Origin of the sequence: Acinetobacter amyesii, assembly GCF_023499985.1 — a bacterium.
GTDB classification, from domain to species: Bacteria; Pseudomonadota; Gammaproteobacteria; order Pseudomonadales; family Moraxellaceae; genus Acinetobacter; species Acinetobacter amyesii.
The window spans coordinates 61711-78360 of sequence record NZ_JAMCOU010000023.1; the positions used below are offsets into that span (position 1 = coordinate 61711).

A 16650-nucleotide genomic window follows, 5' to 3' on the forward strand; every position below is an offset into this window, starting at 1 on the left:
AAAGGCCACCCTCGGGTGGCTTTTTTTATGGCATTTTTAATGACCGATAAAATACATTTTGCATTAGGCAAGATCGTTTCAGATGACTATAATCATCCTCGAATTAATAAGAGGAAAGACTATGTCACTGGCAAGTCAGTTGAACGACAAGCAACTTGAAGCAATGAAATACACTCAAGGACCCTTGTTAGTACTTGCAGGGGCAGGTTCAGGCAAAACATCGGTGATTACCCGTAAAATTGCCTATTTGGTGAAGCATTGTGGTATTCCTGCGCACCGTATCACCGCGATGACCTTTACCAACAAAGCTGCGCGTGAAATGAAAGAGCGTGTGACGAAGCTGATGAGCCGTGAAGAGGCAAAAGGGCTGTCGGTTTCTACATTCCATAACTTCGGGCTAAACATGCTTCGTTTGGAATTAAAAAATACACCGCTAAAAAATAACTTTTCAATTTTAGATGCAGATGACTGCAAACGCATTTTGATGGACTTAATGCATCGCGACAATTTATCCGGTGCAGAAAGTAAAGAGCTGATTGCCAAAGCCATGAAAATGATTTCAGATTGGAAAAACGATCTGATTCCACCTGAGCAAGCGCACACCACCTGTGAAACAGCAGAAGACGTTCAGTTTGCGCATCTGTATCAATTGTATGAGCGTAATTTACGTGCCTACAATGCTGTGGATTTTGATGATTTGATTGTCATGCCGACGCGCTTATTACAAGAAAATGCAGAAGTGCGTGATCGTTGGCAAAATCGAATCCGCTATTTATTGGTCGACGAATATCAAGATACCAACACGGCGCAATATATTTTGGTGAAATTACTCGTGGGTGTCATGGGACAATTCACTGCGGTAGGTGATGATGACCAATCGATTTATGCATGGCGTGGTGCTAAGCCTGAGAATATGGCTTTATTGAAGGAAGATTTCCGTAATCTGAAAGTGATTAAGCTTGAGCAAAACTATCGCTCGACCAGTCGTATTTTAAAAGCTGCCAATACAGTTATTGGCAATAACCCACATATTTTCGATAAAAAGCTTTGGTCAGATAAAGGCCATGGTGAAGTGATCCGCGTGATTACTTGTCGTAATGACGATGATGAATCAGAACGCGTCGTAAAAGACTTGATTACGCACAAGCTGATGAACGGTAAAAATTGGAAAGACTACGCCATTTTATACCGTGGTAATTTCCAAGCGCGTGCTCTAGAGACACAGCTACGCCAAATGCAGATCCCGTATAAATTATCGGGTGGTCAGTCTTTCTTTGCTCGTGCTGAAATTAAGGACTTGATGAGCTACTTACGTTTGATCATCAACCCTGAAGATGACAGTGCATTTTTACGAATTATCAATACGCCAAAACGTGCGATTGGTCCTGTGACTTTGGAAAAGCTTGGCTTATTTGCGCAGGAAAGTAATTTATCCTTACTCAGTGCAGCAGGGGATCAGCGCTTGAGCATGGCGATTCCGAAAAAAGCCACAACCCAATTGGCCGAATTTGCGGACTTTATTTCGACCTTTACTCGTGAATTATTAGAAGATGATGAACCTGTTCCGATCATTCGTCGCATGATGATTGAAGCAGGTTATATCGACTATGTTAAAGAATCTGCAGCTACACCTGCACAGGAAAAAACCAAACTGGATAATATTGAAGTGCTATATAGCAGTATTCAAAGTTTGATAAACCGCGCTGAAGATGTAGATGAAAAGAACATTGAAAGTGTGATTCGTAAAATGGTGCTGCTCGATATGTTAGAACAGCAACAAGAAGAAGAAGACACCGATAAAGTCAATTTGTTAACACTTCATGCGTCGAAAGGTCTGGAATTTCCATTCGTTTATTTGATTGGTCTGGAAGAAGAAATTCTACCGCATAAAAACTCCATTGCTGCCGACACGGTTGAGGAAGAACGTCGACTGATGTATGTGGGGATTACTCGTGCACGTCAAGGCTTAACCATGACTCTAGCAGAGCAACGTAAAGCCGGTGGTCAAATGCGACAAATGACACCAAGCCGTTTCTTGGACGAACTGCCACAAGATGAATTGGAGTGGTTAGGGCGCAAGAAAAAGCTGGCAGGGGATATCGATCCTAAACAGCAAGCACAGCATTATTTAGAAAATTTACGCGCGCTGATTAAGCGTTAAAGCTTAATGCGTAGAATATTTTATTTATTTTTTGAAATTCGTTTTATTGAAACAGGAATGAACCATGAAAGTTCAAGTTAAAGTTCTCGACACACGTTTAGGTACGGAATGGCCAATGCCAACTTATGCAACAGCAGGTTCGGCAGGTCTAGATCTACGTGCATGTGTAGAAGAAACCACCGTAATTGAACCGGGCCAAACTGTTCTGGTAAAAACAGGCCTATCGATTTATATCGAAGATACGCAGTATGCAGGTTTAATTCTGCCACGTTCAGGCTTAGGTCATAAACACGGAATCGTGTTGGGTAACTTGGTCGGTTTAATTGATTCTGACTACCAAGGTGAATTGATGGTATCTGTTTGGAACCGTAGCCAAACTGCATTTAGCCTAGAGCCGGGTGAGCGTTTAGCACAATATGTTTTAGTGCCAGTTGTACAAGCTCAGTTTGATATTGTAGATGAGTTTGAAGCCACTGAACGAGGAGCAGGCGGTTTTGGTCATACAGGTAAAAACTAATCAGCGCAAGACTTTTGCTCCAGTGTGTTGACAAGTAAATGCCTAAAATCACGTAGCGAATAAAAAACCATCCTCGTGATGGTTTTTATTTATATCATTTTATTTAAATTTTAATTTATTCAAATTCAAATCTATATTTAGAGTATTTTGGATCTTATTAGGATTTTTAATTCTGATGAGTTTACTTGGTTTATATTTTAGGGGTGAGGGTAAAGAATAATTAGAATTTTGTGTATTGGTTTAAATTTGATCGACTTACTATATTTATACACATTTGAATAAATAATCAAAAATATTTGAAAAGTAAAATATTTAAGACTGAATGATAATTTGATATTTTTATTAATTTAAGCTATTGATTTTATTTTAAAAATAAATTAGTGGATAAATATGAGTGTAATTTTTAGATCAGTATTTAAATATTATTAATTGATTGTTAACTAAATTTGTTATAAAAAAAGCTACACTTTTTTTCAGGATTTTATCCTTTAATTAAAAGCTTAAATTCTCAATAGAATTTTAGATTTTTTAATTAATAAAGATGTAATTAGAAGAACATAGTATGGGTTCACTCTTTAGTCACTTTCCGCAACATATTTTTCGTGCATATGACATTCGCGGGAAAATATCGCTCTTAAATGCTGATTTAGTTCAGTCAATTGCTTGTGGCTTAGTCAAACAATATTTAGATGTAGGGCAAAAGAGACTTGCTATTGGCTATGATGCGCGTTTAACCAGTCCAACCTATGCAAAAATAATTCAAAAAGTCTGCCATGAGGCTGGCCTTGAAGCGGAAATTATTGGCTGCTGCTCAAGCCCGATGTTGTATTTTATTGCGGGACAATTTCAAGGCAATGGCATTATGGTGACGGCGAGCCATAATCCAAAATCAGATAATGGTATCAAGTGGATTATCAAAGGTGAGCCACCTTGTCCAGAGATGATTCAACACGTTGCAGTCGAAGCACGAAATTGTTTTTCATCGGAACGTGTGCATTTGATGACTGAACTTGAGCCACACGAAATCAAGCCTGAATATTGTTTGGCCTATCAGAAATTTATTTTAGATGACATTCATTTACAGCAACCGCTTAAAGTTGTGATCGATGGCATGCATGGTTCAGCTGGGCATTGTGCAGCCTTATTATTAAATAAATTAGGCTGTGAAGTTTTGGCATTACGTTGCCAAGCTGATGGACATTTCCCTGATCATGCTCCAGATCCATCACAGCTCAAACATTTAACTCACCTTCGCCAAGCTATAAAGCAACAACAAGCCGATATTGGCATTGCTTTAGATGGTGATGGTGATCGTTTAGTACTGATTGATGAAACTGGCAAAGTGGTTTCTGCAGATCGATTATTATGTTTATTTGCTGAAATTTGTTTGACTCAAAAACCACATGCAGAAGTGGTATTTGATGTGAAATGTTCAACGATGATTCGCGATACTGTGTGTGATCTAGAAGCACAGCCTGTCATGATTCGAACAGGTAGTAGTTTCTTGCGAAAGTATATTTCCCAATCTAAAGGCAAAGCGGTTTTTGGTGGTGAATACGCAGGGCATTATGTTTTTAATGACGGCCGCGGCGGCGGTTATGACGATGGTCTATATGCTGCACTAAGAGTTATAGAATATATTCAGGCTCAAGGACTGACATTGTCAGAAGCTTTGGCGAAATATCCGGAGCGCTTTAGTACCGAAGATTTATATGTCAGTACGCATCAGCATGATCCAGCGGAAGTTTTAAAGCAGGTTGAAGCCAATTCTACGCGAATTCCGGCACAAATCAGTAAAATTGATGGAATACGCCTTGATTTTGATGATGGATTTGGCATCATTCGAGCATCGAATACAGGTGAGTATTTCACTTTACGCTTTGATGCCAACTCATCAGCACGCTTAAAAGAAATACGAGATCTGTTTGTTTCCATGTTAGTTGAGCACTATCCAGACATTGCTCATGACATTCCAGATGCTCAATAAGGAGAGGCAAATGCCACATCAACATACTGGCATCGACAAAGCACAAATCCTGACGGAAGCTTTGCCGTATATTCAACGTTTTGCGGGTAAGACGCTGGTAGTGAAGTATGGTGGTAATGCCATGACCGATCCTGAGCTTGAGAGCTCATTTGCACGTGATATCGTGCTGCTGAAAACGGTTGGTTTAAACCCGATTGTGGTGCATGGCGGTGGTCCACAAGTGGATTCATTCCTCAAACAATTAGGCCGTGAGTCTGATCGTATCGACGGTATGCGAGTGACTGATCCTGCAACGATGGAAGTTGTCGAGATGGTCTTGGGCGGCAGCGTGAACAAATCGATTGTGAACTTAATCAATAAACACGGTGGCCGTGCGATTGGTTTAACCGGTAAAGATGGTAATTTGATCCGTGCGCAAAAATTATTGATGGAAAAAACTGCCGAAGATGGTTCAGTAAAACAGATTGATTTAGGTCTAGTTGGCGAAGTGGTTGGTGTGAAAACTGACGTACTTGAAATGTTTACCCAAAGCGATTTTATTCCTGTGATTGCACCATTAGGTGTAGACGAAGACGGCAATACCTATAACATCAATGCTGACTTGGTTGCAGGTAAAGTGGCGGAAGCATTGGGTGCGGAAAAGCTAATTTTATTGACCAATATCACGGGTGTTTTAGACGAAAATAAAAATCTGCTGACTGGGTTAACCACCCAAGAAGTCGATCGTTTGATTGAAACTGGCGTGATCTATGGCGGCATGATTCCGAAAGTTGGCTGTGCATTAGATGCAGTCAAAGGCGGCGTAATCAGCGCGCATATTGTTGATGGTCGTGTACCTCATGCAACATTGCTTGAAATCTTTACAGATCATGGTGTGGGTACATTAATCACCAATCGAACCAATGTGAAAAAAGCTTAAGATACTTAGCATTTTTTGATATAAAAAAGCCTCTTTTGAGGCTTTTTTATTATTTATCAGTTGGCTAAGTGAGATTTGAAAAGATCAAATAATGTATTTGCCCTGTTGGATTATAAAAACTCTTATAATGGTGCCGATTTTAGATTTACAACAACTAAAACTGTCATGCACAATAGAGAAATCATAGATTTACTGCTGAAATGATCGATATGTGCCAGCTGCTCGGAATGAATTGTGCGACTCCCACCGATATTACTTTTTCGTTTCGTGGATTTTCGCAGCGAGCAGGAATTACCTCAGATCATTGTGATGGCTTTGGTATCGCTTTTTTTGAAGATAAAGCATGTCGTTTATTTGTCGACAATCAATCTGCTGTAGAGTCTCCGATTGCTGAGCTGATCCGAAACTACCCGATTAAATCTCGCAATGTGATTGCACACATTCGTAAAGCGACGCAAGGCAAAATTAATCTTGAAAACTCACATCCATTTAGTCGTGAATTGTGGGGCAGACAGTGGATTTTTGCGCATAATGGCGACCTGCATGGCTTTCAGCCTGAGCTCACAGGGCGCTTCAGCCCCGTCGGCAATACCGACAGTGAATTGGCCTTTTGCTATTTGCTCGAGCAAATGGTGAAACGTTTTGGTTATACCGAACCTACACTCGATCAGGTGTTTGATCTGTTATTAGAAATTTCTCCGAAAATTGCAGAACATGGCACCTTTAATTTTTGTTTGTCGAATGGGCAGGCGCTATTTAGTTATGCGATTACCAAGCTGCATTGGTTGGTTCGAGAGTTTCCATTTCAGCCTGCACAGTTGATTGATATTGATGTTGAAGTCGATTTTAGTGAAGTCACTACGCCTGAAGACCGTGTTGCCGTGATTACCACTGAACCCTTAACGCAAAATGAAGTTTGGACAGCATTTGAGCCGGGTGAAATGATTTTATTTCAACATGGTCGTCCAATACGTGCTGCAAAGACGGTTGTTGAACGTTTAGAACGTGAGCGGCTGGACCCATCTTTAAAACGTGTCACACGTGCAGATCAGTATTAATTTTGAATGAAAGATATTCATTATAAAAATGAATATCTTACACTTTATTGAATTAGGCGTATTTTATAAGATATTGAATTGATTAAAAAATATCTTAGCTTTATACTCGGGATTAAATAAATTAACATAATAAAAACAATTGATTACATTATAAATAGCAGTATTTCAATTAAAACCAACCTTTTTACTTCATTTTTATTTAAGTCCTTTAATTATATGATGAAATTTACGTGATAAGTCCTTCATATTTATAGGTGGTCGTAATGAAAATGAAATGGGTTCCAGAATACAATACTGGTATCGATGTGATTGACGATCAACACAAACGGATTCTTGACTACATCAATGAAATTGATGGCATTGACGCAAATACAGATCGTGATCGTGTAAAACAAATTCTGGAAAACATTATTGATTACACGCAATCACATTTTACCTTCGAAGAATCTTTACAAGAAGAAGCGGGTTATAAATATCGTGTGCCACATAAACGCGTACATGATTTATTTATTAAAAAAATTGAATCTTACCGCGACCGTTTTGAAATGGGGCATGCGATTGAAAATGAATTACATGAAGTGCTTTCAAAATGGCTGATTAACCATATTCAGCACGATGATGCTGATTATGTCGGTGCGGTTAAAGAAAATATGATGGGTATCATCAAAGAAAAAGAAAAGAAAAAAGGCAAAAATTGGTTTGCACGTTTCTTTTCATAACCTCAAAAAATGAAATAAAAACAATTAAAATCTAATAATATTATTTGCGCAGCAAATCACCTTTAAGGTGATTTGCTTTTTGTTTTTGATTTTCAAGGCACAGCAAGGCAAAATAGCGCTAGAATTTTCAAAGGAATTTGTCATGCAGGACAATGCGATGTCGAAATGGTTATCGCCACTGATGGCGTTCTGTTTATCTTTTATCATTATTGCAACTTTAGCACCGGTAACAGGTATTCAAATTGAACGTCAGCTAGATTTCTGGCTGTTGTGGCTAGGTACAATGCTTATTTTAGCTTTACCGCTATGTTATTTGGAAATTGCTTTAGCAAAACGTTCAAAAATTACAGCAGTTCAAGCACTGTCTTCGCTAACACGTGATGCGGATGCTTCACCCAAATGGCGTGTAGTCGGTTGGCTTGCCGTAGTATTTATTCCATTTTTAGCAGGTGCCATGCTTTCAGCCGCGTCGCAATATGTGGCAATTTTTACAGCTAATGGCTTTGCCTATAGCATTATTTTGGCTGTCCTTGCGGTCATTGCATTTGCATTGTCGTTTGTACCACGCCAATTTTTAGTGATTTTGACCGCTATTGGTGTGATTGCTGCAGTAGTCTTAGCGAATGTTATGGGAACTGCCTTACCAGAGTGGAAAATGACTGCGCTCGAATTTAGTGAGTGGGGCAATGCAACAGTCTTGGCGCTCGTAGCAAGTGGTTTGGGGATGGGCTTGTACTGGCAGTCAAGTTTACCAGCCGTGAAGCAACAAGAGATTGCAAGCAAAACGGTATTTCCAATTTGGATCGCTCAACTTTTGGCAGTGATTGCTTTTGCCTTTTTCGCAGCAAAAGCACAAGTATCTGCTTTAGCACTGGTTGTGGGTTTAGTCGCAGCTTCAGCATTGCTGATTCAAATGGCACGTGAACAATTACAACAACGCCAATTGGCCGTAGTGGTGCAATGGGCGATTTTATTGGTTGCGGTTTTTGTATGGGCACTGAGCACTGTTGTTCCAGTATTTAATATTGCCTTGTTGATTTGGGGCTTAATTATTTGTCTGATTTATGCGATTTTCGCAGGTTGGATTATGAAGATTAGTCATCTACGTAAGTCAATGAACTTCAGTCATGAAACCTTTTATAATATTTGGCGTATTGCCGTACGTATCGTAGTGCCCTTGTCAATAATATTGGCATTGGTGGCTGTGATTGGGCAGTTATTCTAATGACAGCTCAGTTACAAGTATGGGTCGCTTATGCGAGCGTGGAACAGCAGATATTAATTCCGCTGAGCTTTAATCCCGGTATGACGGTTGAAGATGCTATTGTGCAAAGTGGCATTCGAAAACAAGTGGATTTACCCGAAGAATTAACACTAGGAATCTTCGGGGCGCGTGTAAGCGATTCATCTCAGTTACTTGAAGCAGGTGATCGTGTCGAAATCTATCGTGCATTAACCATTAATCCGAAAGATATTCGTCGTAATCGCGCCAAGAAAAATCCCGTTGGCCGTTATTGTCGAGGCAATCGTTTCAAACAATTGTACTTATAAAAAAAACCCCTAAATTTAGGGGTTTATTTTTATCTGAAAGCGACTATAGTGGTGGCGCAGTTAAAATCGCTTCTTTAGAACCTGGTAAGCCTGGTTGTGACTCTGGAATGGTTTCTAAGCCTTCAATTTTTTGAACGATACCGTTTTGGTCAAAGAAGATTTTTAAGTGTTGACCATGTGCAGCAGGAATCTTGGCTTTTTTAGCATATGTTCCTGGGGTATACTTATAAATGTAGTCCCAACGTAACGGATTCATTGGATCGGCAACAGTTGGACTACCTAGCAAAAAGCGAACTTGTTGGTGGCTCATTCCCACTTGAATTTTAGCCGCTTGTGCTTGAGTTAAAGGTGTACCTTGTGGAATATCAACTTTATAAACGCCCAAGGTTGAACAGCCTACGAGCAATGAAGTGACGAATAACGTCAGCATGATTTTTTGCATTTTGCTAAACTATCCCAAATTAATTATGATGCATTTGATCCAAGGATAGATCATACTGCATCTACACTTTGTTGCATATTCCAACTTTAATTTTGTTGAGAGACCTTTTTTCATGCCTATTTCAAATCAAGATTTACGTAAAGCTGGACTTAAAGTTACACTTCCACGAATTAAAATATTGGAATTGCTTGAAAATTCAAGACAACATCACTTAAGCGCAGAAGATATTTATAAGACTTTACTTGAACAAGGTGAAGATGTGGGTTTAGCAACTGTGTATCGCGTGTTAACACAGTTTGAAGCTGCAGGTATTATTCAACGCCATCATTTTGAAAACAATCATTCTGTTTTTGAGATTATGCAAGAAGATCACCATGACCATATTGTGTGTCAAAACTGCAATAAAGTGGTGGAATTTACTAATGATGTGATTGAGCATGAGCAACATCAAGTGGCAGAAAAATTTGGTTTCCAACTTACAGGTCACTCATTAAATCTTTATGGCTATTGTGATGCGCCTGAATGCCAAGAAGCATATCGTAAAAAATAATCCAATGCGGATGAGAATGAATAAAAAACAGACTTCATATGAAGTCTGTTTTTTATTTCCGAAAGCGTTTAAGCAAAATTAATGTTGACCATCAAAGGTAATATTTGAATTTGCGCGCAGTAAATGCTCACCGCCTTCTTCAGACAATTTAATTTGTAGACGCAGGTCGTTCGGTGAATCGGCATGTTTGAGCGCATCTTTGTAGCTAATTTGCTTGGCTTTATAAAGGTCATATAAAGCTTGGTCAAAGGTTTGCATACCCAGTTCACGAGAACGCTTCATCAGGTCTTTAATTTCGTGCACTTCACCCTTACGGATTAAATCTGAAATTAAAGGTGAGTTGATCAAAATCTCAATGGCAGCACGACGTGAATTACCATCAATGGTTGGAATCAATTGCTGCGCAACCATTGCTTTTAAATTCAAAGACAAGTCCATGAACAGCTGACTATGACGATCCGCTTCAAAGAAGTGAATGATACGGTCGATGGCCTGGTTGGCGTTGTTGGCATGCAGAGTAGCAAAAACCAAGTGACCCGTTTCAGCAAAGGCAATCGCATAGTCCATGGTTTCACGTGAACGAATCTCACCAATCAGAATCACGTCAGGTGCCTGACGTAGCGTATTCTTTAAGGCAACTTCGAAAGAGTCGGTATCAATACCCACTTCACGTTGGGTAATGATACAGCCTCGGTGTTGGTGTACAAATTCAATCGGGTCTTCAATCGTAATGATATGACCTTTGCTATTTTCATTACGATAGCCAATCAAAGATGCCAAAGAGGTTGATTTACCTGTACCCGTTGCACCTACGAAAATGATAATGCCACGCTTGGTCATCGCTAATTCTTTTAAAATCGGCGGTAATTTCAACTCATCCATCGTTGGAATAACGGTTTCGATACGACGAAGCACCATGCCTGGCTGGTCACGTTGTTGAAAGGCGCTGACACGAAAACGAGCAGATTTACTGGTATTGCTAATGGCAAAGTTACATTCGCGCGTATCGGCAAATTCCTTACGCTGTTTGTCAGACATAATCGAATGTAAGATTTGACCGACAGTCGGGCCCGGTAACTTAGTCGAGCCAATTGGCAAAATTTGCCCATTGATCTTAATCGAGGGTTCAACATCGGCTGTAATAAACAAATCCGATGCTTTTTTCTCCACCATATAATCAAGTAAGCCGTTAAAATCCATAACGATCGCCCCAAAAAAATAAAAAAATTACAAGAAAGATTCGGGTTGTTTCGCTGCAGTCCGTGCAGTTTGCGTACTAATAATGCCTTTTGCGACAAGGTTTTTTAAGCTTTGATCGAGTGTGGTCATACCGTAGTTGGCACCCGTTTGAATCGCTGAATACATTTGCGCGACTTTGTTTTCACGAATCAAGTTACGGATCGCAGGAATACCGATCATGATTTCATGCGCAGCCACACGACCGCCACCATTTTTCTTGAGTAGGGTTTGTGAAATTACGGCTTGAAGTGATTCAGATAACATGGCACGAACCATGTCTTTTTCTTCAGCAGGGAATACGTCAATCACACGGTCAATGGTTTTTGCGGCAGAGGTTGTATGTAGTGTACCGAAGACCAAGTGACCGGTTTCAGCAGCTGTCAGCGCCAAACGAATGGTTTCAAGGTCACGCATCTCACCGACTAAGATAATATCCGGGTCTTCACGCAGTGCGGAACGAAGTGCTTCGTTAAAGCCGTGCGTATCACGGTGTACTTCACGTTGGTTGACCAAGCATTTTTTTGATTCGTGTACAAATTCGATCGGGTCTTCGACCGTTAAAATATGGTCATAACGGTTGTCGTTAATGTAATCAACCATCGCAGCAAGCGTGGTAGATTTACCCGAACCCGTTGGACCAGTCACCAATACGATGCCACGTGGATATTCACAAATATCTTTGAAGATTTGGCCCATACCAAGATCTTCAATGGTTAGTACTTTTGAAGGAATGGTACGGAAAACGGCACCAGCACCACGGTTTTGGTTAAATGCGTTCACACGGAAACGAGCCACACCAGGTACTTCAAATGAAAAGTCGGTTTCTAATTTTTCTTCGTAATCACGACGCTGTTTATCGTTCATGATGTCGTAAACCAATTTGTGCACTTCTTTGTGTTCAAGAGCAGGAAGGTTGATACGACGAACTTCACCATCCACACGAATCATTGGTGGCATACCAGAAGATAAATGTAAATCCGAAGCGTTATTTTTGGCAGCAAAGGCCAATAGTTCTGTAATGTCCATAAAATCCCCGAGATAAAAATTAAATCTTAATTATTTTGATAGAATAATAAGGCTTTCCCACAGCTTAACCAACACTTAGTTGCAGGGCAATGCAAAAAAAGATGAATGAAATGAGAACCCCGTCAATGAATAAACTTCAAGAAGCACGAAATCAAGTCTTGCAGCAAATTGAGCAGGCTTGCCAACTTGCGGGTCGACCACAGCAGTCGGTTGAATTGTTGGCTGTATCTAAGACGCATCCTGCTGAAATGCTAAGAGAAATGTATACAACGGGGCAACGCTCATTTGGTGAAAATTATCTGCAAGAAGCGCTTGAAAAAATTGAGGCTTTGGCAGATTTAGAGATTGATTGGCATTTCATTGGTCATGTACAGCGCAATAAAACCAAACATTTGGCTTCAAACTTTGCTTGGGTGCATGGGGTAGACCGTTTGATTATTGCTGAGCGTTTATCAAGCCAGCGAGAAGCGACTCAAGCGCCTTTGAATATTTGCCTACAAGTCAATATTGACGCGCAAGATACGAAGGATGGCTGTCAGCCGAATGAAGTAGCAGATTTGGTCGCACAGATTTCTACGCTACCGAATTTACGCTTACGTGGACTAATGGTAATTCCTGCTCCAAACAATCCACAAGCTTTTGTTGATGCCAAAGTGCTCTTTGAGCATGTCAAAGCACAGCATACGAAACCTGAGGATTGGGATACCTTAAGCATGGGGATGTCAGGTGATATGGATGCTGCGATTGCTGCAGGTTCTACGATGGTTCGTGTGGGTACAGCATTGTTTGGTGCGCGGGATTATTCTCAAAAATCATAATCCTCCCTAACCCTCCTTTTTCTAAGGAGGGAATTGTCAACGCTTAGTTTATCCCACGACTTTAATGGTACTCGCACCTGCACCCACAGGTTTGACCTGAATTTGTACTGGAATACGTTCATGCATTTCCTGTACATGGGAAATAAGCACCACTTTACGACCCTGACTTTGTAAATGATCGAGTGCATTCATCACCATATGTAAAGAGGCTGGGTCGAGCGTACCAAAACCTTCATCAATAAACAGTGATTCGAGCTTCATGGAGCCTGACGCCATATTGGCAATCGCTAAAGCCAGCGCTAAAGATACCAAGAAAGTTTCACCACCAGATAGGGAGAGGACAGGGCGGACTTCGCTGTTCATATCGAGGTCGATAATCGCTAGACTTAAACTGTCAGGAATACGATGTAATTGATAGCGCTGTGAAAGAGGCTGTAATTGTTGGTTAGCATATTCCACCAAGATATCCAAATGATGCTCTTGGGCGATTTTCTTAAATTTCGTGCCTTCTTTGTGCCCAATTAAGTCGTAGATGCGACCCCAACGATATTCTTCAGTTTTGATTTGCTCAATCTGTGATTGATATTTGGCGTAGTTACTTTGATTATTAGCATTCATACGCAGTTGCGCATCAGCTTCGTTAAACGCATTTTGCTGCTGCGCTTTCTCCGATGCCAATGTCATCAGTTTGCTTTGTAGCTCTTCAAAGCTGAGTTCAGGCTGTTGTTTGAGATGCTTTTGATATTGTTCTTCAAGCGTTTGCCATGAAGTCTTGGCAGTATCCAATGTGTACTGATGATTCAATAAGTTGTGACGGATGTCTTGGTGCTGGTCATGGTTAATCGTCAAACATTGTTCAATAAGACTTGGATAGAAATCAGGATGCGTTTCTTGCCATGTTGCAATGTGTTGGCTTGCCTGCTGAAGCTGTTGTGTATTTAAGCTGATTTGACTATTTAAATTTTGCTGTTTTAAAAGCAATTGCTGTAATACGTCTTCAGAGCCTTTGAGCTGCTGACGTATTTCAGTAATTGCGTTTTGTAATTGCTGCTGTTCTCGATCAAGCGTTGCTTGCCATTCGCTGACATACTGATACTGACGACCTGCATAGGTTTCGGTCAGAGTATTGAGTTGTTCACGTAAGTGTTTACCAGCGCTAGAAATCTCTGCCAATTGATCTAATTTTTCCTGAGATTGTTTTTGTAAAAATTCAAGTTTTAATTGCTGTTGATTCTGTTCAGCCTGCAACTGCTCACACTGTTTTTGTTGCTCATTGATCAGCGTTAATAATTGCTGACGTTGTTGTAATTCCTGCAAGATCTGTTGAGCATAATGGAGTGAATGCACCTGCCAATGCTGTTGCTGCATGGTATTAAGTTGCTGAGTAATAGGTTCGATCAGGTATTCGAGTTGTTGTCGCTGTTGTAAACCATATTGTAGTTGTTCAGCTTGTCGCTGTGTTGAACGCCATGTTTGGAGGGTGTGTTGATCTTGCTGTAAATCATCAAGCAGATGTTGCGTTGTTTGCGTTGATTGCGCTAAAGCCACTTGAATCTGTTGTAAAAGATCAGCAGAAGATTGCTGTGTATCAAAGTCCAACTGCTGTGATCGTAGTTCATTGTCAAACTTATGCTTCTGCACGCTGATGCTTTGTGATAGTTCATCGATTTGACGCTGTTGTTGCTGCGTCGTTGCTTCGATTTTTGAAGATTGTATTTCTAATTGATTCAGCTGTTTGCACAGATGCTCGTGATCTTTTTTGGCTTGCTGTAATTGTTGGTCTTGCAATTGTTCCAAAGCATGCTTCAGCAAATCTTTATGTTCCACAAAGGGATGAGCATGGCTACCACAGACCATACAGGCTTCATTCGGTTTCAGTTGGGCGCGTAAATCTTGCACACTCTGATGTTGCAGCAAACGCTGCTGTTCGAACATTTGCTCGAGTTGTTGCAGAGACGTTTGGCTAAGTTGTACGTGTTGCTGCTGTGTAATGGTCTGCTGTTTTAAATCCGCTGCAATTTTTGCATCGGCTTGTAATTGTCGTTGCAATTGCTGACATTGTTGCTCGTGCTGTAAGAGGTGTGTGGCTTGTTGTTCAAGACGTTCCAAAATGCGAGTAGCTTGATCTTGCTGCTGCAATGTTTGCTGAGTTTGCTGCGTTTTTTTCTCAAGTAAGGCAATGTCTTGGTATTGCGCTGACCATGACTGCATACGTTGTTTGAGGTCAGTGTATTGTTGTTGCAAGCTCTCTACTGACTGTTGCAATAATTCAGGTTGTTTGCTGTTCAAAGCTTGATATTGCTGTACATAATCATCTAGACGTTGTGCAGTGGTGGCAAATGTTGCATCAAAAATTGCCCATTGCTGTTGTTGCTGGAGTTGTTGTTCGAGTTGTTGCTTGCGTTGCAGCGCTTGATTTAAGTTTGCTTGCTGCTGAGCGCATTGTTGCTCAAGGGGTTGAACGTGGTGATGGGCAAATTGTTGTTGCTCAAGCTTAACACTCTGATGTTGCTTAATTTTGCTTTGAATGTCGTGATCGAGTTGATACGCAATTTCTAATTGCGGTTTAAGCTGTTCGAGGTGTGTTTGCCATAATTGCGCATGTTGCTCAGCTTGATGTAATTGCTGTAGTGCTTGTTCGTGTTGCGATTGAGCCTGTTGTAACTGCGGCTGAAAATCTCTCAGTGCTTGTGTCAATTGATTAAGTTGCAGTTGAGCAGCATTTTGTCTCTCATACTGTGCACGAATCGGCTGAAATGAATCCAATTGTGCTAATAATTTTTTTTGTGGTTGCAGTTTTAGATCAGCGTCCACTTGAACATCATAGACTTCTTTTTTCGCTTGAACACTTGCATATAGCTCATGTTTATCTTTGTGCCATTTCAGATCATTTTCGAGCAATTTTTCGGATTGTGATAAATGATGTAAGGCAAGTTTTATGGCGTGATGTTGTTGATTGAGCGTGGCGAGTTCATCTTCCGATAAAATCTCTAAATGTCCAATATGTTTTTCTAAGTCGGCACGTTGCTGTTTGATTTCACTATATTTATCTGCTGCTTTTTTACTCACTTCGCTAAAAATTTGCGAATTCGTAAGATATTCCAACAAGTCGGCACGTTCATGATCTTTGGCTTTTAAAAATGCCCCAACCTCAGATTGTGCCAATAACACCGCACGAGTAAATTGCTCAAAACTTAAACCAATCAGCTTTTCGATCAGTGGAGTGACTTCAGAGATTTTTTGGGTCAGGGTCGTACCGTCATCAAGGCAGATGACAGCGCGCTCAACTTTGAGATTACCATCGATTTTTTTACGCGCACGGCTAATGTCCCAACGCGCTTGGTAGCGTTTGCCATCCAGGGCAATAAATTCGAGTTCAGCAAAACCTGAAGTCGTCCCACGGCGCAAAATATTTTTGGAATCTTTAATGGAAATATCTTTACCACCAACATCGCGAATACTGCCCGCAGCGCCACGCAGACGAGGTACTTCGTCATAGAGGGCTAAACACATGGCATCGAGTAGCGTGGATTTACCTGCACCTGTTTTTCCCGTAATCGCAATTAAACCTGCTTGAGATAATGGACTATTTTCAAAATGGATATGTTGTTCACCCGCCAAAGATGCCAAGTTGTTTAAACTGAGTCGTAAAATTTTCATGGC

The 16650-nt window shown here is 40.6% G+C and carries 14 protein-coding genes; 10 read left to right on the forward strand and 4 right to left on the reverse strand.

The window, feature by feature from the left end; translation table 11 throughout:
* Nucleotides 1–121 precede the first annotated feature (121 nt).
* From M5F03_RS05815 to M5F03_RS05850, 8 genes are all read left to right on the forward strand, one after another.
* Nucleotides 122–2161, forward strand: coding sequence for a UvrD-helicase domain-containing protein (locus M5F03_RS05815; protein WP_078193107.1), 2040 nt, complete (start codon nt 122–124; stop codon nt 2159–2161).
* Between the two features lie 64 nt (nt 2162–2225).
* The gene (dut, locus tag M5F03_RS05820) at nt 2226–2678 is read left to right on the forward strand and encodes a dUTP diphosphatase (protein ID WP_078193106.1); all 453 of its coding nucleotides are present in this window, start codon (nt 2226–2228) and stop codon (nt 2676–2678) included.
* A gap of 562 nt (nt 2679–3240) precedes the next feature.
* A complete protein-coding gene (locus M5F03_RS05825; RefSeq protein ID WP_249707381.1) occupies nt 3241–4665 on the forward strand; it encodes a phosphomannomutase/phosphoglucomutase in 1425 nt (474 codons plus the stop codon).
* 10 nt (nt 4666–4675) lie between these two features.
* Nucleotides 4676–5584 (forward strand): acetylglutamate kinase, encoded by a 909-nt coding sequence (gene argB, locus M5F03_RS05830; RefSeq protein WP_078190033.1) that lies wholly within the window; start codon nt 4676–4678, stop codon nt 5582–5584.
* 209 nt (nt 5585–5793) lie between these two features.
* Entirely contained in the window at nt 5794–6642 is an 849-nt protein-coding gene (locus M5F03_RS05835; protein WP_111885279.1) for a class II glutamine amidotransferase, read from the forward strand.
* A 263-nt stretch (nt 6643–6905) separates the two neighbouring features.
* Nucleotides 6906–7361, forward strand: coding sequence for a bacteriohemerythrin (locus M5F03_RS05840; protein WP_078190032.1), 456 nt, complete (start codon nt 6906–6908; stop codon nt 7359–7361).
* 142 nt (nt 7362–7503) lie between these two features.
* Nucleotides 7504–8586, forward strand: a complete 1083-nt coding sequence (locus M5F03_RS05845; protein WP_180133707.1) for a hypothetical protein — start codon at nt 7504–7506, stop codon at nt 8584–8586.
* The gene (locus M5F03_RS05850; RefSeq protein ID WP_111885267.1) at nt 8586–8912 is read left to right on the forward strand and encodes an RnfH family protein; all 327 of its coding nucleotides are present in this window, start codon (nt 8586–8588) and stop codon (nt 8910–8912) included. The genes M5F03_RS05845 and M5F03_RS05850 overlap by 1 nt, the downstream gene beginning before the upstream one ends.
* Nucleotides 8913–8955: 43 nt before the next feature.
* Here M5F03_RS05850 and M5F03_RS05855 read toward each other — a convergent pair whose 3' ends face one another.
* Nucleotides 8956–9354, reverse strand: a complete 399-nt coding sequence (locus M5F03_RS05855; protein ID WP_078193102.1) for an outer membrane protein assembly factor BamE — start codon at nt 9352–9354, stop codon at nt 8956–8958.
* 112 nt (nt 9355–9466) lie between these two features.
* On the opposite strand from M5F03_RS05855, the gene fur reads away from it, so the two are divergent.
* Nucleotides 9467–9904 carry a ferric iron uptake transcriptional regulator gene (gene fur / locus M5F03_RS05860; RefSeq protein WP_078193101.1) on the forward strand — a complete coding sequence of 146 codons (438 nt, stop codon included), beginning with the start codon at nt 9467–9469 and terminating at the stop codon, nt 9902–9904.
* Between the two features lie 78 nt (nt 9905–9982).
* Here fur and M5F03_RS05865 read toward each other — a convergent pair whose 3' ends face one another.
* Together M5F03_RS05865 and M5F03_RS05870 are read right to left on the reverse strand one after the other, a co-directional pair.
* Nucleotides 9983–11104 carry a PilT/PilU family type 4a pilus ATPase gene (locus M5F03_RS05865; protein WP_168379063.1) on the reverse strand — a complete coding sequence of 374 codons (1122 nt, stop codon included), beginning with the start codon at nt 11102–11104 and terminating at the stop codon, nt 9983–9985.
* 27 nt (nt 11105–11131) lie between these two features.
* Complete coding sequence (locus tag M5F03_RS05870) at nt 11132–12169, reverse strand: type IV pilus twitching motility protein PilT (protein ID WP_078190026.1); 1038 nt, start codon at nt 12167–12169, stop codon at nt 11132–11134.
* Nucleotides 12170–12294: 125 nt separating this feature from the next.
* Here M5F03_RS05870 and M5F03_RS05875 point away from each other — a divergent pair, with 125 nt between their 5' ends.
* Nucleotides 12295–12987, forward strand: coding sequence for a YggS family pyridoxal phosphate-dependent enzyme (locus M5F03_RS05875; protein ID WP_249707384.1), 693 nt, complete (start codon nt 12295–12297; stop codon nt 12985–12987).
* Between the two features lie 48 nt (nt 12988–13035).
* Here the strand turns inward: M5F03_RS05875 and M5F03_RS05880 are convergent, their stop codons facing one another.
* A complete protein-coding gene (locus M5F03_RS05880) occupies nt 13036–16647 on the reverse strand; it encodes an AAA family ATPase (protein ID WP_249707386.1) in 3612 nt (1203 codons plus the stop codon).
* Nucleotides 16648–16650: the final 3 nt, after the last annotated feature.